General features: G+C 65.2%; 13 protein-coding genes. 7 read left to right on the plus strand and 6 right to left on the minus strand.

Features of this window, described 5'->3' with window-relative positions; translation table 11 throughout:
* Positions 1–73: 73 nt before the first annotated feature.
* Entirely contained in the window at positions 74–1768 is a 1695-nt protein-coding gene (gene asnB / locus J7396_RS03330) for an asparagine synthase B (RefSeq protein ID WP_008576702.1), read from the plus strand.
* A 67-nt stretch (positions 1769–1835) separates the two neighbouring features.
* Here the strand turns inward: asnB and hpaM are convergent, their stop codons facing one another.
* The 3 genes from hpaM to J7396_RS03345 form a co-directional block, all read right to left on the minus strand.
* Positions 1836–2888: a type III secretion-associated outer membrane-bound protein HpaM gene (gene hpaM / locus J7396_RS03335; RefSeq protein ID WP_209260955.1), complete on the minus strand. Its 1053-nt coding sequence runs from the start codon at positions 2886–2888 to the stop codon at positions 1836–1838.
* 441 nt (positions 2889–3329) lie between these two features.
* Positions 3330–5468 (minus strand): TonB-dependent receptor, encoded by a 2139-nt coding sequence (locus tag J7396_RS03340; protein ID WP_209260956.1) that lies wholly within the window; start codon positions 5466–5468, stop codon positions 3330–3332.
* A gap of 421 nt (positions 5469–5889) precedes the next feature.
* Positions 5890–8304 (minus strand): penicillin acylase family protein, encoded by a 2415-nt coding sequence (locus tag J7396_RS03345; protein WP_209260957.1) that lies wholly within the window; start codon positions 8302–8304, stop codon positions 5890–5892.
* 146 nt (positions 8305–8450) lie between these two features.
* On the opposite strand from J7396_RS03345, the gene bfr reads away from it, so the two are divergent.
* Positions 8451–8936: a bacterioferritin gene (gene bfr / locus J7396_RS03350; RefSeq protein WP_014089761.1), complete on the plus strand. Its 486-nt coding sequence runs from the start codon at positions 8451–8453 to the stop codon at positions 8934–8936.
* A gap of 264 nt (positions 8937–9200) precedes the next feature.
* Here bfr and J7396_RS03355 read toward each other — a convergent pair whose 3' ends face one another.
* The 3 genes from J7396_RS03355 to J7396_RS03365 all read right to left on the minus strand — a co-directional run bounded on the left by J7396_RS03355 (position 9201) and on the right by J7396_RS03365 (position 13271).
* Entirely contained in the window at positions 9201–9857 is a 657-nt protein-coding gene (locus J7396_RS03355) for a thiopurine S-methyltransferase (protein WP_031421867.1), read from the minus strand.
* Positions 9858–10114: 257 nt separating this feature from the next.
* Positions 10115–12358, minus strand: coding sequence for a DNA topoisomerase IV subunit A (gene parC / locus J7396_RS03360; RefSeq protein ID WP_008573881.1), 2244 nt, complete (start codon positions 12356–12358; stop codon positions 10115–10117).
* Positions 12359–12419: 61 nt separating this feature from the next.
* Positions 12420–13271, minus strand: coding sequence for a helix-turn-helix transcriptional regulator (locus J7396_RS03365; RefSeq protein WP_209260958.1), 852 nt, complete (start codon positions 13269–13271; stop codon positions 12420–12422).
* 122 nt (positions 13272–13393) lie between these two features.
* On the opposite strand from J7396_RS03365, the gene J7396_RS03370 reads away from it, so the two are divergent.
* The 5 genes from J7396_RS03370 to J7396_RS03390 are packed head-to-tail and all read left to right on the plus strand — an operon-like array spanning position 13394 to position 18513.
* The gene (locus tag J7396_RS03370; RefSeq protein ID WP_014089765.1) at positions 13394–13834 is read left to right on the plus strand and encodes a MarR family transcriptional regulator; all 441 of its coding nucleotides are present in this window, start codon (positions 13394–13396) and stop codon (positions 13832–13834) included.
* 23 nt (positions 13835–13857) lie between these two features.
* Complete coding sequence (locus J7396_RS03375) at positions 13858–15348, plus strand: AdeC/AdeK/OprM family multidrug efflux complex outer membrane factor (RefSeq protein ID WP_209261008.1); 1491 nt, start codon at positions 13858–13860, stop codon at positions 15346–15348.
* Between the two features lie 10 nt (positions 15349–15358).
* On the plus strand, positions 15359–16552 hold the full coding sequence (locus J7396_RS03380; protein ID WP_122273106.1) for an efflux RND transporter periplasmic adaptor subunit: 1194 nt from the start codon (positions 15359–15361) through the stop codon (positions 16550–16552).
* A gap of 6 nt (positions 16553–16558) precedes the next feature.
* Positions 16559–18139, plus strand: a complete 1581-nt coding sequence (locus J7396_RS03385; RefSeq protein ID WP_014089768.1) for a DHA2 family efflux MFS transporter permease subunit — start codon at positions 16559–16561, stop codon at positions 18137–18139.
* 35 nt (positions 18140–18174) lie between these two features.
* Positions 18175–18513, plus strand: a complete 339-nt coding sequence (locus tag J7396_RS03390; RefSeq protein WP_080721077.1) for a serine hydrolase — start codon at positions 18175–18177, stop codon at positions 18511–18513.
* Positions 18514–18576 lie beyond the last annotated feature (63 nt).

Consider the following 18576-nt stretch of genomic DNA (forward strand, 5'->3'; position numbering starts at 1 on the left):
TTTATGGGCGTCAATCCATGCAGCACGCTCTCACCCGGCCGCCACCCCCCCGCAGTTCTTCAGGAGTGTTTCCATGTGTTCCATCTTCGGTATTTTCGGCCTGCAACCCGGTGACGACCTGCAGGCGCTGCGCCGGCAGGCGCTGGAATGTTCGCAGCGGCAGCGTCATCGCGGGCCCGACTGGAGCGGCGTCTACGTCGATACCGGTGCCATCCTGGTGCACGAGCGCCTGGCCATCGTCGATCCGGCCGGAGGCTCGCAACCGTTGCTCTCCGATGACGGGCAGCTCGCCTTGGCGGTCAATGGCGAGATCTACAACCACCGCGAACTCAAGGCGGAGCTGCTGCAGCCGTACGCATTCCAGACCGGCTCCGATTGCGAGGTGATCAATGCGCTGTATCGCGAAGATACGCCGGCCTCCTATCTCAACCGCCTCAACGGCATCTTTGCATTCGCGCTGTGGGACAAGACGGAAGGGCGCGTCATCATCGCGCGCGACCCGATCGGCGTGGTGCCGCTGTACTGGGGACACGACCGCGAAGGCCGTTTGCGTGTGGCCTCGGAACTGAAATCGCTGGTGGACGACTGCGCCGATGCAGCGCAGTTTCCGCCGGGCCATTGGTACGACAGCGCCACCGGCGCACTGAGCCGTTACTACGAGCGCGCCTGGCGCCACTATGACGCGGTGGAAGGTGTACAGGTGCAACTGCAGGAATTGCGCGAAGCATTCGAGCGCGCCGTGCACCGTCAGCTCATGACCGATGTGCCGTACGGTGTGCTGCTGTCCGGTGGACTGGATTCTTCGCTGGTTGCGGCCGTTGCCGCGCGCTATGCCCGTCACCGCATCGAAGAAAACGACACCACCGAAGCCTGGTGGCCGCGCCTGCACTCGTTCGCGATCGGCTTGAAAGGCTCGCCGGATCTGGCCGCCGCCGAAGTGGCCGCCGCGGCGCTCGGCACCGTGCATCACGGCTTCGAATACACCTTCGACGAAGGCCTGGATGCATTGCCCGACGTCATTCGCCACATCGAAACCTATGACGTCACCACCATTCGCGCCTCCACGCCGATGTTCTTGCTGGCGCGGCGGATCAAGGCAATGGGCGTCAAGATGGTGCTTTCCGGCGAAGGCAGCGACGAGATCTTCGGCGGCTACCTGTATTTCCATAAGGCCCCGAACGCGCGCGAATTCCACGAAGAGCTGGTCCGCAAGCTCGACGCGCTCAACAACTACGATTGCCTGCGCGCGAACAAGTCGATGATGGCCTGGGGCGTGGAGCCACGCGTACCGTTCCTTGACCGCGAATTCCTGGATGTGGCGATGCGCATGGATGCCAGGTTCAAGATGATCGACAAGACCAGCGGTGGGGCAACGCGCATGGAGAAGGGCGTACTGCGCGAGGCATTTGCCGGCTATCTGCCCGAATCGATCCTGTGGCGTCAGAAAGAGCAGTTCAGCGACGGCGTGGGCTACGGCTGGATCGACGGGCTGAAGGCGCATGCGCAGGCGCAGGTGAGCGACCGCGAACTGGCCGCCGCCGACCGGCGCTACCCGGTCAATCCGCCGCAGACCAAGGAGGCGTATTTCTATCGCAGCTTGTTCGAGCAGTTTTTCCCCGGTCAGGCGGCGGCGGAAACCGTGCCGGGCGGCAAGTCGATTGCCTGTTCGTCGCCAACGGCGATTGCCTGGGATGCGAGTTTTGCCGCGATGGCCGACCCATCGGGCCGCGCGATTGCCGGGGTGCACGCGCAGGCGCTGGCTTCGTAAGGTTGCAGTCACTGCAGCGGCCGGCATGCATCGCTGCACGGCCGGCCGCTGTGTTGATCGGCGCGTCTTATTGCTCGTGACGCACGCAGTACCCATAGCGCTGCGGATCGATATCCACACCGGCCATGTCGGCCTGGTTGTTGCGCCATAGGTTCGGCTTGAAGTCGGCCGACGTGCAGTTGGCCGCGCGGTCCACGCCGATGGTGTAGGTAAATGGCGTGTTGGCGAAACGGTTGTTCTCGAACACGTTGTCCTGGCTCATGCTGTTGTCCCAGCACAAAATTTCCGGTGTGCGATAACGAATCGCGCAGGCCAGAAACACGCCGGCCACCTCGTTGCCGTCGAATTGATTGTTGCTGAAGCGATTGCGCCGCGCATCGGAGAGATAGATACCCTGGCTGCCGTTGCGCTCGAAACGGTTGTTGCGGATCTCGCTGTCTTCCAGGTGTTCGGTGGTCAAGCCGGCGGCCACGTTGTCGTGGATGTAGTTGTTGACCATCGTGACCTTGGCAGTGCGGTTGAACGAGACGCCGTCCCAGATTGCGCCGGACACATCGTTGTTTTCGATGGTGATCTCGCGGGTGTCGTACTCGCTCAGCAGGCACGCGCTGCGGCACTTGTTGACCTGCAGGCCTGCAAGCCGGATGCCTTGCCCGGACCGCACCACCACCGCGCTGTTGCTCAGGTAGGGGCGCTCGGGCATGAACTCCTTGTCGCCTGTGCTCGCTACGATCTGCATGTCTTCGATGCTGACGTTGCGGATCACACCGGTGGGCTGCTGGTTTTCGTAATCGCCAACCACCAGCACCGGCTGCTGCACGCCGTCGGCCATGCGCACGATGGTGCTGGGGCCCTGGCCGCGTAAGGTGAAGTTGCCGCGATGGATCGACACCAAGCCGTTGAGCGGGAACTCGCCCTTTTCCAGGCAAAGTACCGTGGGCTTGTCGCTTTGCGGCAGTTTGTCGATGGCTTTCTGCAGGTCCTGGCCAGGACGTACCTTGGCAGTGCATGCAGCCACGGGCGCATCCGGCGGGCCGGATTTGGCTGGCGGCGCTGCCGTGCAGGCAGTCGCAAACATCAGTGGCAACAGGGCGGAAACGGAGCGGGCAAGCAAAGGCATGCGGATTCCGGTCAGTGGGGGAAGTAGGGCGATGTGTGGAGCAAGACTCCACATTCGCGACGGGCTCTAGTGTGTCCCACCGAACGTTAAGTTCCAGCCCATGCGCAGCCGCGCGATTCGGCGCAGGTTCATTACGTTGCCGCAGTCGAGGCTGCCTTGAGCACACCGCACGGTCGGCTTGGCTGACCTGCATCACATTGCGCACGCTATGTTGTCAGCGTGCGATTCGTCTTGCGCCGAACGTCTTGGCGCCTTCAAGCGACGGCTGCGGCCGTTTCCAGGCGTTTTGCGCATGTAACTTGCACACCGAGCCAGACGCGGTTTGCCGTTCCAAACAGGAGAGACACGTGTCTTGAGCGGGTGGCGAACGCAGGCACGCTGCGCTGTTTACGTTGCCGTCGCAGCGGGCCGGCGGCGCGCCACCGATCCGCTGCGCGCTGGTCAGAAGCTGTAAGCCAGCTGCGCGTAAAGGCGACGCGGCTCGCCGGGGAAGTGCCCGGCGCGCGTATTGAAACCGCTCACTGCATACACCTTGTCGAACAGGTTCTTGATGTTGATCTGCAGCTTCCACGCGTTCCATTGCGTCTGCCAGCTGATGTCGTAGATGGCGTACGGTTTGACGCGTTGCCCATCCAGGCTGACGCGTTCGCCCACGTAGTCGGCACCGAAGGCGATCGCCGAGCGCCAGGCGGGCAGGTCGTAGCGTGTCCACAGGCCAAAAGTGTTGCGCGGTGCATTGGCGAAGCGATCGCCAGAGGCATTGGTGATGCCGTTGGTGCCGGCATCGAGCACGCGTGCATCGTTGTAGGCATAAGTGAGATTGAGCACCCAGCGTTCGGTCAGGTCGGCCAGCAGGTCGACTTCCAGCCCTTCGCTGCGCACCAAGCCAAGCGCGGAGAGTTGATTGACGCCGTCGACGACGCGCCCGTTCGCCTGCACGATGTTGCTACGCTCGATGCGATACAGCGCCGTGTTGAGGGTGAGTCCGCCATCGTTGAGCGCAGTCTTCAGGCCGATTTCCCATTGGGTGCTGCGTTCCGGTGCGAACGGGCCGCCCACGCTGCTGTCCTGGTTGGCCGCGTCCTGCGGCAGGAAGCCGCTGGCATAGCTTGCGTAGGCATTGATGCCGTCGCGTAACACGACGGTGCTGCCGACGCGCCAACTGAGATCGTTGCCGGTGACGCGCGAACCAGTCAGCAGGTCGTCGTCCTTGAAGCCGTCCCAGCGTAGCCCGGCCATTGCATGCCAGCGCGGCGTCAGCGTGAGTTCGTCCTGCAGATATGCACCGTAGCGTTGACTGCGCGTGCTGGTGGCGCGCCAGGGCAGGGCATCCAAGCCGTAGTCGTAGAAGCCGCTGCGGCCGTACACCGGGTTGAACAAATCGATGCCGGGCACCGGGCCACGTACGCGTCCGGTGTCGGCGGTGTTGGCGGTTTGCGCGCGGAAATCCGCGTCCAGGCGGTAGTAGTCCGCGCCCATCAGCAACGTGTGGTTGATTGCCCCGGTACTGGTGCGGAATATCGCGTTGACGTTGCTGGAGATCGCATCGTTGTCGCGGTATTGATTGCGCAGCTGCCGGGTCATCCACTCGGCGGTACCGTCGCGATCGCGGTCGATCAACCCCATTGGCTCGTGATAGATCTGATGCTCCTGGTTCTTGAACCAGCGCAGCGCCATGTCCACCTCCCACGCGCTGGACGGCGCAAACCGATATTGCGCAAGCGCCACCTTGGCGCGCATGTCCAGGAAATCTGTGGGTTCGTTGTGGTTCCAGCGCCGGTCGGTGAGGAAGTTGCCGGCGTTATCGACCGGCACGCCGCGCAAGCGGTTGCCGCCCAGGTTTTGGGTGATGTCGGTGTATTGCAGGGTGAGCTCGCCGGTATCGCCCAGATCGAAGGCCACCGACGCATCGCCGATCTGGCTCTGGCTATCGGTATTCCAACGAAACCCGTCTTCGCCATCGGCATAAGCGCCGATGCGGTACCGGATGCGGCCATCTGCGCGCGCAGGGCCGGTGGCCTCGAACGAGGCTGCACCGAAGAATTGATTGCCCAGCTGCAGCTCGATGCGTCGGGCCGCCTGATGAGCGGGTTTGCGCGTGACATAGTTGATCACACCCCCAGGTTCGCCACCGCCGTACAGCGCACCGGCTGGACCCTTGAGCACTTCCACACGCTCGATGTTGAACAGCTGCGGCACCGAGAACCCGGCATACGGGTCGCCACGCAGGCCGTCGTACAGCACGTTTTCCTGGCGGAAGCCGCGCAAGGTTACACCGGCATAGCTGAAGAAGCTGATGCCACTGATGCTGCGATACAGATCGGTGATCTGCCGCGCAGCCTGGTCGTCGATCAACTCGCGCGGCAGCACCTGCACCGACTGCGGCACCAGCGCCAGCGGGGTATCGGTGCGCGTGGCAACAGCTGCGTCTTCGGACTTGTAGAGCGTCTGCGCACGGCCGATGACATCCACGCCATCCAGCTCGGTCACGGCTGGCGTGGTGGTGTGTTGAGCGAAGGCGGGCAGGGTGTGCAGAGCGAGCGCAGCGGCGAGCGCGGTGACAAGAAGCGTGGGGCGCATTGATCACTAATGGGAATGGTTATCAAATGCATCTTAGCATGATGTGTTTGCTTGATCACGGAGGTGGCCGGGTGTGGGGCGCCCTGTTTGGTGGCAGATGCGCGCGCACCTGTGCGGATGCAGACATGCGACGCGAAGATGCGGAGCCCTGAAATGGAGGCATGAGTGCGCAGCTTCCCCTCTCCTGCCGGAATATTGTCCTGCTACACGGGTGAGAAGGTGCCCGAAGGGCGGATGAGGGTACGTGCGAAGCCTCATGGGCGCGCACGCAGGGTCACATCACGCACTCTTCCAATCGTGCGTGATGGCCGTACCCTCACCCCACCCCCTCTCCCGAGGGGAGAGGCGCCTGAAGCGGCGATGCTGTTGACGTCTTCGTCCTGCTTCGCTGCACGCTGCGCAGCCGCGTTGCCGCCCGCTGTTACTGCGGATGCAATTGCAGCGTGTACCGCGTGGCAGTGGGCAAGAATGGTGTGGGTCTGCCATGCACCCAATCGTCGTGCCCTGCGCCCCAGAACGGCGAGAGCGGGTGGCCGCTCTGGCCGCCGGGCATGTGCACGATGCCGTCCTGCTCGTGGCCGGGCGAAACCACCATGCGCTCGGAGGCGCCAAAGCCCGGGCCTTGCACACGCGGCATGTCGCGGTCGCCCGGCAGTTGATCGGGCGGCATGCAGAGCCAGCGCTTGGCCAGGGCGGGCAGGGCACGCGCGATGGGGTGGCAGATGGCAGCGGTGTTGCGCTGGCCCCAGGTGTGCTGGCCGCGCGGTTCGCTTTGTGCGTCTTCTGCAATCACCTCTGACTGCGCACTGCGCGCAGCATCGTCGAGCAACTGGTCCCAGCTTGCGGCGGTGGGCGGTAACAGGTGGGCCGGGCGCTGTTGCAGCAACGGCCAGACGACGCCCTCCAGTTGCGCGCGACGCGGCGGCAGGAACTCCTCGCCAAGTGCGGCTTTTGCCGGGGCCAGCAGGCCGGCTTCCACCGCTTCGATGGTCTTGTTGCGGAATTCGCGCACGATGCGATAGCTGGCCGAGCCAGTCGATGCGTGCCCGTCCCAGTCGCGCGTGGCATGTGCAATCTGTTGCAGTGCCGGGTCCTTGCTGTGCTCGACCACGCTACGCAGCAGTTGCCACCAGCGCGTAAGCAGCACGGCGCGATCGTCGAGCTGGATGGCGAGCAGATCGCGTTCGTTGAAGCGCTGCTTTGCGAAAAGATCATCGCGAATTTGCTGGGCACGCGCGCCAAGGTCGTAACCTGCGTTGCCAAGCGTGGCCAGTTGCTGCGCATCGACGATACGGTTGTTGGCGGTCCAGAGCCGGTGCGACGGCGGATCGATCAACGCAGGCGCAGCATCGCTGCGCAGCGACCATGGCAGGCAGGTGCCCGACATCGGCGCTGCAGCCGGTTCTGCAGGTGCGCCGGATGCTGCCTCAGGGACGGGCGTCGATGTCGCCAGTTCGGCAATCCCGCTCGGGCCGCACCCGGCATTGCGGGCGGGGCGCGCGCCGATCAGCCGCCAGGCGATGCGCCCGCTGCGATCGGCAAGCAGCAGGTTCTGCGCCGGAATGCCGGAGCGGTCGGCCACCGCGAACGCCGCCTGCAGATCGCCCGCCGTGCTCATCTGAGCGAAGTCCAACCGGATCGCACCGGGCAACTGCGCCACCCAGCGCAATGCCAGCGCGCTGCCGTCGGCGTTGACGTGCAGCAGCGGTCCCCACGCCGCTTCGCGGAACTCGAACTGCACCGGCGCTGCGCCCGCCACGCGGATGGTTTCCACATGCCTGGTCAGTGCTTGCGGGTGACCCGGCGTGGGTGCAGGAATGCGCGCGAAATCCGCGGTGTCGATATAGCTGTTGGTAAATGCCCAAGCCACGTGCCCATTGCTGCCCACGACCACCGCCGGCAAACCCGGCAGGGTGAATCCGGTGACATCCACCTTGCCCTCGGGCGCATTGCTGTCTGCATAGCGCAGGCGTGCGCGGAACCAGATATTGGGCGCGCGCAGGCCCAGATGCATGTCGTCGGCAACGATGGCGCGGCCGTCGGCGGTGAGGCTGCCGTCTACCGCGAAGTTGTTGCTGCCCGGTGTCGGCGTTTCCGCGTGGGGCGCGGCAGGCCGATGCGGTAGACGCCGTAGATCCAGCGTGGTCGCATCCGGCAAGCTGGCATCGCCCTGCGGCTCCCCGAACAACGGCGCGTCCCAACTGGAGCCCTGGTGGTCGAGCAGTGCCGCCAGCGCAGGCGGCACCACGGCACGGATGCGCGCGGCGGCCAGCTCGGTCTGGTTATCGCTGTCCTGCAGGTCCGCGTACATCGCAAGGCCGGTGAGGATGGAGTCGTCCAGCGTCCATGCGCGCGGTGTCTGGCGCAGCAGCAGATAGGGCCAGGGCCGTACGCGCAGTGCCGCCAGTCCTGCGTTGACGCCATCGGTATAGGCTTGCAATGCAGCGTGCTGGCTGCTGGTGGCGATGTCCAGGCTGGCCTGCACGCGGGCACGCAGGCGATGCACGCGGTTGCGCTTGTCCAGGTCCACGGCCTTGGCGCCAAACAGCTCGGACAACTCGCCGGCCGGTGCGCGGCGCATCAGATCCATCTCGAAATAGCGTTCCTGCGCATGCACGTAGCCGAGCGCGCGCATCGCATCGAGCTGGTTTGCTGCATCGATGGTGACCACGCCCAGCCGGTCGCGCTGCACGCTGACCGGCGCAGCCAGGCCGCTGAGCGCGCTGTCGCCATCCAACTGCGGCAGGCTGCCGCGCATCAACAGATACAGCCCCAGGCTGGCCGCCAGGACCAGCAACACGATTCCCAGCAGCAGCCGGCCCAGCCATTTACGCATTGTCGGTTCCTTGGACCCCGGTGAAGTGTGGCCGGCGGACATGACCGTGGCGGGTCCGGCCGCAAGCGCAACTGAAAGTGATTCCGATTAGATCATTGCCCGGCGGCTTAGGGCACCATGCGCGCATTGCGTCGCTGGAGCACACCATGAAAGGCCATCCCGAAGTCATCGATTACCTCAAGCAGCTGCTGCGCGGCGAATTGGCGGCGCGCGATCAATATTTCCTGCATTCGCGCCGGTACGAGGATCAGGGCCTGATGGCGCTGTACGAGCGCATCAACCATGAGATGGAAGAGGAGACCGAGCACGCCGACGCGCTGCTGCGGCGCATCCTGTTCCTGGAAGGCGACCCGGACATGCGCCCGGCCGAATTCACCCCGGGCAAGACCGTGGTCGAAATGCTGGAGCGCGACCTGGTGGTCGAGTACGAAGTGCGCGCTGCGCTCGCTGCCGGCATGAAGCTGTGCGAAGAACATGGCGACTATGTCAGCCGCGATGTGCTGCTCAAGCAGCTGCAGGACACCGAAGAAGATCATGCGTGGTGGCTGGAGCAGCAGCTTGGCCTGATCAAGCGCATCGGACTGGAGTTGTATCAGACCTCCAAGATCGACAAGGGTCACGTCGCCGGTTGAGCCGGCAACGCCGCTGCGCAGTCGCTTGGCTGGCTGACGCAGCGTGAACCGGCTCGGCATGGAGTACGCATGCCTGGCCATTCCCACGATGGTCTGTGCGGCCTGCCTGCCACTCCTGCAGCTGGCTGCAGGATTCCGTTTTGTCGCGTTTTGCTGCAGAACGACCGCATGGCGCAATGCCGCGCTGTCCTGATCCGCCACCCACGCTTGCCGCATGCAGACATGCAATTGCCACGTGATGGGCGTGCAGCGCCCGACGGCCTTTCAGCGGCGTTGCAGGCGATAGACAGCCGTCGATAACCCGGTGACGCCTTCATCGCGGAAGCGTGGTTCCTGATCGAGGATGTCGCGGTGTTCCAGCTGGTCTACCTGCCAGGCGGCATCGAAAAGTGCATGCACGTGCGTTGCGTCCACCGAGAACGGCGGGCCGGCCTTTTCAGCCTGCGGATATTCCAGGGTGATCAGCAGGCCGCGGCAGCGCGAGGACAACGGCGCGTAGACCGTTTGCAGGTAATGCTGGCGCAGTTCGGCCGGTAGCGCGACCAGTGCGGCGCGGTCGTAGACGGCCGTGCAGTCGGCCAGCGCGCTGGCGTCTAGCGCGAATGCATCGCCGCAGATGATCTCGATCGGGCCGGCGATGAAATGCTCGCCAGCAGCGCTGCTGTGACGCTTCGGTTGAAGCCCTGCCTCATCGAAGAATTGCGTCACCGCCAGCGGCGACAGCTCCACGCCAAGCACGCGATGGCCTTGCGCCGCCAGCCAATGCATGTCCAGCGTCTTGCCGCACAGGGGCACCAGCACGCGCGCTTCCTTCGGCAGATCCAGCGCGTGCCAGTGCTTTTGCAGCAGCGGCAATACCTCTTGCTGATGAAAGCCGGTGTGTCCCAGCTGCCAACGTTCCAACCAGAAATTCGTGTCCATGCGTTGCCTTGTCAGTGGCTGTCTCCACTGTGGTCATGCGAGAGCGGGGCGTGGCGCGTTCTGAAGCGGTGCGCGGCGTGGGCTGTGCGTTTGCGACTGCATCGTTGCGCCTGGATGAGCGAATACTTGATGCCAGTGCATCAGCAGTTTTATTGCCTGCACCTCCAACCCATCCACCTTCTGCCGCGCCCCAGCAGCCTGAGGCGACCGCAGTCCCCACCGCGCCGCTGCGCGCCGGACGAGTGAATTGCCGTCTCCTACTGCACCTCCAACCCGTCCACCTTCTGCCACCCACGTGGCAACAGCGATCCACGGCTCGCACGCGCACCCACATACGTATCCAGGTCCTTGAACGACAGGCTCATGGTGCGTGCGCCGCTGCGCACCAGCAGCGTGTTGCCTGGTGCGACCGCCACCACGGCCACCACGCGTTCGGTGCCGAGCTTGGCCTTGGGGATCTCGATGATCTTGTTGCCTTTGCCCTTGTCCAGCTCGGGCACGTCGGTGGCCGGCACCGCCAGCAGATTGCCGGCACTGGTCACGGCGACAATGCGATCGGTTTGCGGGTTGCTTACCTGGGCCGGCGTCAGCACATGCGAGCCGGTGGTGAGATTGAGCATCGCCTTGCCGGCCTTGTTGCGGCCGGTGAGGTTTTCGAAACGGGTGACGAAGCCGTAGCCGTGCGAGGATGCCAGCACGAAGCGGGTGGCGTTGTCGGCGCTGGCCATGACCTGGAACGCCGCGCCCGAGGCCGGCGAAAACCGTCCGGTCAACGGTTCGCCATTGCCACGCGCCGAGGGCAGGGTGTGCACGGCGGTGGAATAGGCGCGGCCGTCCGAATCCAGGAACGCCACCTGATGCGTGCTGCGGCTGCGCACTGCTGCCAGCAGGCCATCGCCTTCGCGATAGGACATGCCGGCAGGATCCACCTCGTGGCCCTTGGCTGCCCGCACCCAGCCCTTCTCCGATAGCACCACGGTCATCGGTTCGCTGGCCACCATTTCGGTTTCGTCGATGGCCTGCGCGGCGCCACGCTGCACCAGCGGCGAACGCCGCGCATCGCCGAACTTCTTGGCGTCGGCAGTCAGTTCGTCCTTGATCAGCTTCTTCAGCTTGGTCTTGCTTTCCAGGATCGCCATGATCTGCGCGCGTTCCTTGGCGAGTGCTTCCTGTTCGCCGCGGATCTTCATTTCCTCCAGGCGCGCCAGTTGGCGCAGCTTGGTTTCCAGGATGTATTCGGCCTGTTCTTCGCTCAGCGCGAAGCGCGAGATCAGCACCGGCTTGGGTTCGTCTTCGCTGCGGACGATGCGGATCACTTCGTCCAGGTTGAGGAAGGCGATCAACAAGCCTTCCAACAGGTGCAGGCGACGCTCGACCTTCTGCAGGCGATGGTTGAGGCGGCGGGTCACCGTATCGCTGCGGAAGCTCAGCCATTCGCTCAGCAGGTGCTTGAGGTTCTTGACCTGCGGGCGGCCATCCAGACCGATCACGTTGAGGTTGACGCGGTAGCTGCGTTCCAGGTCGGTGGTGACGAACAGATGGCCCATCAGCTGTTCGGCGTCCACGCGATTGGAGCGCGGCACCAGCACCACCCGCACCGGGCTGGTGTGGTCGGACTCGTCGCGGATGTCTTCCAGCCACGGCAGCTTCTTGGCACGCATCTGCTGGGCAATCTGTTCGATCACCTTGGACGGGGAGACCTGGTAGGGCAGCGCATCGATGACGATGTTGGCGTGCTCTTTCTTGTAGGTGGCGCGCGCGCGTACGCTTCCGTGACCGGTTTCGTAGATGTTCCGCAGGTCCGCAGCCGGGGTGATGATCTCGGCGGTGGTCGGGTAATCCGGGCCCAGCACGTGCTCGCACAGGTCGGCGACGCTGGCATCGGGATCATCGAGCAGCCGCAGCAGCGCGCTGACGATCTCGTTGAGGTTGTGCGGCGGCACGTCGGTGGCCATGCCGACGGCAATGCCGGTGGTGCCGTTGAGCAGCAGGTGCGGCAGGCGTGCCGGCAACCAGGTGGGCTCTTCCAGGGTGCCGTCGAAGTTGGGCGCCCAATCGGTGGTGCCCTGGCCAAGCTCGCCCAGCAGCACTTCGGCGATCGGGGTCAGCTTGGACTCGGTGTAGCGCATCGCTGCAAACGACTTGGGGTCGTCGGTGGAGCCGAAGTTGCCCTGGCCTTCGATCAACGGATAACGGTACGAGAACGGCTGCGCCATCAGTACCAGCGCCTCATAGCAGGCACTGTCGCCATGCGGGTGGTACTTACCGATCACATCGCCCACGGTACGCGCGGATTTCTTCGGCTTGGCGGCGGCGTTCAGGCCCAGCTCGCTCATCGCGTAGACGATGCGGCGCTGCACCGGCTTCAGGCCGTCACCCAGGAACGGCAGGGCGCGGTCGAGCACCACATACATCGAGTAGTCGAGATAGGCGCGTTCGGCGTATTCGCGCAGCGGCAGCTGTTCAAAGCCGTGGAAGGTAGGGCGGGTCAGATCGGTCATGTAAAGCCAGGTCCTGCGTGAAGAGGAACCCGCGCCGGGGCGCGGGCTCGAAGAGCGCCGATTATCCGGATGCGGCGGGGGATGCCAAGCCGCGCGCATGCGGGCCGGCCAGATAACGGGTGGGCGGGGCGCCGAAATGGCGATGGAACACGCTGACGAAGGCGCTGGGGCTGCTGTAGCCAAGCTGGTCGGCCACCTGCGCCACCGCGTGGCCCTGGCTCAGCCGCCGCAGGCCTTCGGTCAGCCGCGCCTGCTGCCGCCACTGCGCAAAACTCAGGCCGGTCTCGTCGCGGAAATGCCGGCTCAGGCTGCGCGGCGACAATCCGCCCCAGTCGGCCCAGGCGTCGAGCGGGCGCGGGTCGGCGGGCGTGTCGAGCAACTGGCGGGCGATCCGCAGCAGCCGGCGGTCGGCCGGCATCGGCAGGTGCAGGTGGTCGATCTGCACCTGGCATAGCTCGTCCAGCAGCACCGCGGCCAGGCGTTGCTGGGCGGCATCCAGCGGCTGATCCAGTGGCCAGTCGGCGGCCCGCATGATGGCCTCGCGGGCCAGCCCGGTCAGCCGGATCACCCCGCCTTGCGCAGGCAGGGCGGCGCAGGCATCCGGCCGCACAATCACGCCCCACCCGCGCATCGGCCCGGCCAGCTCCACGGTGTGCTGCTGCCCGGGCGGCATCCAGCCGGCGCAGCCCGGCGGCAGCGACAGGGCACCCTGTTCGGTATGTACGGTGAGCACGCCATGCTCCACATACATCAGCTGGCCGCGGACATGCGCGTGCCAGGCAGTTTCCGGCGCCCACACCTCGCGCAGCTCCGCCAGGAACGCGATCAGCACCGGCCCATCAGCCCTTTCGAAGCTGGCCCGTACGCCTGACGGCAAGGCATCGATCTGGGTTGGCGGGTTTTCGATACTCATTGGCCGAATTGTATTACCGAGCCAGCGCACGCGCCGCGTAAGGTGGCGATCCTTGCGGGCGGTTTAATCCCTGGCGGGATAATTGCGTTGACAAATATATTTTTCGGAACAAAATGTGCGGCATGAATGTTTCGTCTTCCGCCACACCGTCGTTCGGCCTGTTGCTGCGTCAGGTGCGCGATGCGCTGATGCGCCAGCTCGATGCCGAGATGAAGGGCGAACTGCCCGATTTCGGTTTCAGCCACTACGTGGGCCTGAAGATCCTGGCGGTGCGCTCCCCGTGCACGGCCAACGAACTGGCGCTGGCGCTGGACCAGACCCCGAGCGCGGTGACCCGCCTGCTCGACAAGCTTGAAGCGCTGGGCGCGGTGCGGCGTGAGCCGCATGCGCAAGACCGGCGCGCGCTGCAGATCGTCATGACCGAGCAAGGCGTGGCGCTGTGGGAGCGGTTGCGCCTGCGCGGCGAACGCGCCATCGAGCACGGCCTGCGCGACCTGTCCGCGGCCGAGCGCGAACTTCTCACCTCACTTCTTATCCGTGTCCGCGATGCACTCAACTCATGAACGTTGCTAGTTCCCCGACCCAGATGCTGCGCCCGCGCTCGATGCGCCTGGCGCGGCCGCTCGTTATCACCGCCCTGGCATTGGCGTTGGCCGCCTGCGCCAGCAGCCGTGGGCTGAATCCGCAAGGCGCCGTGCTGGATCCGAGCACGCTGCATGCAGAGCGCGCCCTGGCGCAGCAAACCACGTTGAGTCCGGCCGCGTGGCCGGCCAGCGATTGGTGGCGCGCGCTGGGCGATGCGCAGCTGGACGCGCTGATCGCCGAAGGCCTGCAGCACAGTCCCAGCCTCGCTGCGGCGGATGCGCGCCTGCATCAGGCGCAGGCGCGTATCGGCACTGCGCAGGCCGAGCGCGGCCCCAGCCTGTCGGCGTCCGGCGGCTACACCGGCCTGCAGCTACCTGAATCGATGGTCGGCGAAGAGCTCGGCGGCAGCTACGGCGGCAGCGCGCAGGTCGTGCTGGATTTCCGCTACGGCATCGATCTGTGGGGCGGCAAGCGCAGCGCGTGGGAAGCGGCGGTCGACCAGGCGCATGCGGCCGAAGTGGATGCTCAGGCGGCACGCTTGAATCTGTCGTCTGCGATTGCCGAAGGCTATGCACAGCTCGCGTACGCGTGGAGCCTGCACGACCTGGCCAACGACGAATTGAGCCGTGCGCAGAAGACCCTGGAGCTGACCCGGCAACGCCGCAGCGCCGGCATCGACAGCGAGTTGCAGGTGCGCCAGGCGCAAGCGCGCGTGCCGGCCGCGCAGCAGCAGCTGCAATCGGCGCAGCAGCAGATCGACGAAGCCCGCACCGCGCTGGCGGCCTTGGTCGGGCAGGGCCCGGATCGCGGTTTGGACATCGCCCGTCCCGTACTCGGCGGGGGCATCGCCACGCAGTTGCCGAGCATCCTGCCGGCCGACCTGCTGGGTCGTCGGCCCGACGTGGTGGCGGCACGCTGGCGCGTGGAGGCGGCCGACAAGGACATCGCAGTCGCCAAGACCCGCTTCTATCCCAGCCTCAACCTCACCGCGCTGGGCGGTGTGATCAACCCGGATGTCGGCAAGCTGCTGGAAAGCGGCTCGGTGTTCGGGCTGGTCGCGCCGGCGCTGAGCCTGCCGATCTTCGACGGCGGCAAGCTGCGCGCCAATCTGGCCGGCAGCGACGCGCAATACGACCTGGCCGTGGCCGACTACAACCAGAAAGTGATCGCTGCGCTGCGCGAAGTGGCCGACCAGGTCACCGCCGTGCGTTCGCTGGAGCAGCGCGCGCAAGCGCAGAACGATGCCGTGCAGACCGCCACGGCCGCCTTCGATCTGGCCCAGCAGCGTTACCGCGCCGGCATCGGCAGCTATCTGGAAGTGCTCAGCGTACAGGAGCAGTTGCTCCTCGCACGCCAACGCATGGCCGGGCTGCAGTCGCAACAACTTCTGGCCTCGGTGAGGTTGCAGCGTGCGCTGGGCGGCGGATTCACGCCGGAACCCGCACGCGACACCGCCCACGCCGCGCCCACTTCCGCACAACCGAATTCCTGAGACATCGACGATGAGCCAGACGACTTCAACTTCTCCTCAACCCGCACCGGCCGCGCCCAGCAAGCGCCGCGCTGCGCTGCGCATCGTGGCCATTGTGGTGATCCTGGCGATCATCGGTCTGGTGGTGTGGTACTTCCTGGTCGGCCGTTGGCACGAAGACACCGACGATGCGTATGTGCAGGGCAACCAGGTGCAGATCACCCCGATGGTGGGCGGTACCGTGGTCAGCATCGGCGCCGAAGACGGCATGCGTGTGGAGCGCGGCCAGTTGCTGGTGCAGCTGGATCCGGCCGACACCGAGGTCGCCTTGCAGCAGGCCGAAGCCAACCTGGCCAAGACCGTGCGTCAGGTGCGCGGTCTGTATCGCACCGTGGAAGGTGCGCAAGCGGAGTTGTCCGCTCGCGAAGTCACGCTGCGCAGTGCGCGCTCGGACTTCGCACGGCGTAAGAATCTGGCCGCCACCGGCGCGATCTCCAACGAAGAACTGGCGCATGCCCGCGACGAACTGGCCGCCGCCGAAGCGGCCGTAAGCGGCTCGCGCGAGAGCTTGGAGCGTAACCGAGCGTTGGTGGACGACAGCGCAGTGGCCAACCAGCCGGACGTGCAGACCGCCGCCGCACAACTGCGTCAGGCGTATTTGAACCATGCGCGCACCGGCGTGGTGGCGCCGGTGTCCGGCTATGTCGCACGGCGTTCGGCGCAGGTGGGTCAGCGCGTGCAGCCGGGCAGCGTGTTGATGGCGGTGGTGCCGCTGGAGCAGGTGTGGGTGGAAGCCAATTTCAAGGAAACCCAGCTCAAGCACATGCGCCTGGGCCAGGAGGTGGAACTGCATTCTGATCTGTACGGCGGCGGCGTGAGCTACACCGGCCGTATCCAGAGCCTGGGCCTGGGCACCGGCAGCGCGTTCTCGCTGTTGCCGGCTCAAAACGCCAGCGGTAACTGGATCAAGATCGTGCAGCGCGTGCCGGTGCGCATTGCAGTGGATTCCAAGCAGCTGGCCAGCAATCCGCTGCGGATCGGCCTGTCGATGAAGGTCGATGTGAACCTGCACGATCAGCAGGGCAGCGTGCTGCCGACCCAGGTCGCCAACGGCGCGGTGTTCGCCACCGACGTGTATGCGCAGCAGCTCAAGGCTGCCGACGCCGACATCCAACGCATCATCCAGGACAACCTGCCCTCGCAGGCTGCCAGCAAGGCGGGCTAAGCCACCATGTCTTCGCAAGCTCCCACCGCGCCCGGCGGCCCGGCGGCACCGGCGCCGGCCGCCGGATTTCGCCCGGCCAGCGTGGCGTTGTGCACCGTGGGCCTGGCCATGGCCTCGTTCATGCAGGTGCTGGACACCACCATCGCCAACGTCTCGCTGCCGACCATCGCCGGGAACCTCGGCGCCAGTTCGCAGCAGGCTACCTGGGTGATCACCTCGTTCGCCGTCAGCACTGCCATTGCGCTGCCGCTGACCGGTTGGTTGAGTCGCCGGTTTGGCGAAACCAAGTTGTTCGTGTGGTCCACGCTGGCGTTCACCATCGCCTCGCTGCTGTGCGGCCTGGCGCAGAGCATGGGGATGCTGGTGGTGGCGCGCGCGCTGCAAGGATTCGTTGCCGGCCCGATGTATCCCATCACCCAGAGTCTGCTGGTGTCGATCTATCCGCGCGAAAAACGCGGACAGGCGCTGGCGTTGCTGGCGATGATTACCGTGGTGGCCCCGATCGCCGGGCCGATTCTCGGCGGCTGGATCACCGACAACTACAGCTGGGAATGGATCTTCCTGATCAACGTGCCGCTGGGCGTGATCGCCAGCAGTATCGTGGGTTCGCAATTGCGGCATCGCCCCGAACAGCTCGAAAAGCCGCGCATGGACTACATCGGCCTGATCCTGCTGGTGGTTGGGGTGGGCGCACTGCAGTTGGTGCTGGATCTGGGCAACGACGAAGACTGGTTCTCTTCGGACAAGATCGTGGTGCTGGCCTGCATCGCGGCAGTGGCGCTGGTGGTGTTCGTGATCTGGGAGTTGACCGACAAGGATCCCATCGTCGATCTCAAGCTGTTCCGGCATCGCAATTTCCGCGCCGGCACCTTGGCGATGGTGGTCGCATATGCCGCGTTCTTCAGCGTGAGCCTGCTGATCCCGCAATGGCTGCAGCGCGATATGGGTTACACCGCGATCTGGGCCGGCCTTGCGACTGCGCCGATCGGCATCCTGCCGGTGCTGATGACGCCATTCGTGGGTAAATACGCGCTGCGCTTCGACCTGCGCATGCTGGCGACCATCGCCTTTATCTTCATGTCCTTCACCAGCTTCTTCCGCTCCAATTTCAACCTGCAGGTGGACTTCGGCCATGTGGCCACGATCCAGTTGGTGATGGGCGTAGGCGTGGCATTGTTCTTCATGCCGGTGTTGCAGATTCTGTTGTCGGATCTGGATGGCCGCGAGATCGCGGCGGGTTCGGGCCTGGCCACATTCCTGCGCACGCTGGGCGGGAGTTTCGCCGCGTCGTTGACGACCTACCTGTGGGCACGCCGTACCCAGGTGCACCACGCGCACATTACCGAGCACATTTCGGTGTACACGCCCGGCATGCAGGAGCAGGTGACCGCGATGGGGCAGGGCGACCTGCAACGCGGCGCGGCATCGCTCAATAACATGATCAACCACCAGGCTTCGCAGATGGGCTTCAACGACATCTTCTATCTGCTTGGATGGACCTTCCTGGCGATCATCTTCTTCCTGTGGCTGGCAAAGCCGCCGTTCGGTGCCGGCGCCGGGAGCGCGGCAGCAGCAGGGGGGCACTGAGCCCTTCTGTCCAGAGCGTTACAGCATCGTCGGCGGTGTCTGTGGTGCACAACGGCAAGCCGCTATTTCGCGTCGTCGATGGGCTTGCCGATCTGGACACCACACAGCCAGCGACGCCGGAGCAGCTCTTTGCCGCGTTCTCGGTGGGCAAGCGGTTCGTTTGGCGTCGGTGCCATCTCGAAAAACACGCATCGCCTTTCCGCTGCACTCGCCGGCTGATGGCGACATGCGGGCATTTGCCCATGCGCTACGCACCGAAAACGCCGGTGCTGCAGACCAGCTTAGGGCGGGGCGTCAACACGGCCGGATCCACCATTGGTTGGCAGCGTGAGGGCGGCTCTCATGCGCGCACGATGGGCCGCTTGCGCAGGTAAGGTGCCAGGCGATCTCGCAGGGGTTGGGGTAGCATGCGTCGCTGCCGCTAGCGCGGTCCTGTT

Origin of the sequence: Xanthomonas sp. A1809, from assembly GCF_017746015.1 — a bacterium.
GTDB lineage: Bacteria > Pseudomonadota > Gammaproteobacteria > Xanthomonadales > Xanthomonadaceae > Xanthomonas > Xanthomonas euvesicatoria.

What these genes read in the sequence shown, in the direction of transcription:
- J7396_RS03380 (WP_122273106.1), top strand. Translation starts at nt 15,359, where the DNA reads ATGAGCCAGACGACTTCAACTTCTCCTCAACCCGCACCGGCCGCGCCC.
- J7396_RS03355 (WP_031421867.1), bottom strand. Translation starts at nt 9,857, where the DNA reads ATGGACACGAATTTCTGGTTGGAACGTTGGCAGCTGGGACACACCGGC.
- J7396_RS03345 (WP_209260957.1), bottom strand. Translation starts at nt 8,304, where the DNA reads ATGCGTAAATGGCTGGGCCGGCTGCTGCTGGGAATCGTGTTGCTGGTC.
- asnB (WP_008576702.1), top strand. Translation starts at nt 74, where the DNA reads ATGTGTTCCATCTTCGGTATTTTCGGCCTGCAACCCGGTGACGACCTG.
- J7396_RS03370 (WP_014089765.1), top strand. Translation starts at nt 13,394, where the DNA reads ATGAATGTTTCGTCTTCCGCCACACCGTCGTTCGGCCTGTTGCTGCGT.
- parC (WP_008573881.1), bottom strand. Translation starts at nt 12,358, where the DNA reads ATGACCGATCTGACCCGCCCTACCTTCCACGGCTTTGAACAGCTGCCG.
- J7396_RS03340 (WP_209260956.1), bottom strand. Translation starts at nt 5,468, where the DNA reads ATGCGCCCCACGCTTCTTGTCACCGCGCTCGCCGCTGCGCTCGCTCTG.
- bfr (WP_014089761.1), top strand. Translation starts at nt 8,451, where the DNA reads ATGAAAGGCCATCCCGAAGTCATCGATTACCTCAAGCAGCTGCTGCGC.
- hpaM (WP_209260955.1), bottom strand. Translation starts at nt 2,888, where the DNA reads ATGCCTTTGCTTGCCCGCTCCGTTTCCGCCCTGTTGCCACTGATGTTT.
- J7396_RS03385 (WP_014089768.1), top strand. Translation starts at nt 16,559, where the DNA reads ATGTCTTCGCAAGCTCCCACCGCGCCCGGCGGCCCGGCGGCACCGGCG.
- J7396_RS03375 (WP_209261008.1), top strand. Translation starts at nt 13,858, where the DNA reads ATGCTGCGCCCGCGCTCGATGCGCCTGGCGCGGCCGCTCGTTATCACC.
- J7396_RS03365 (WP_209260958.1), bottom strand. Translation starts at nt 13,271, where the DNA reads ATGAGTATCGAAAACCCGCCAACCCAGATCGATGCCTTGCCGTCAGGC.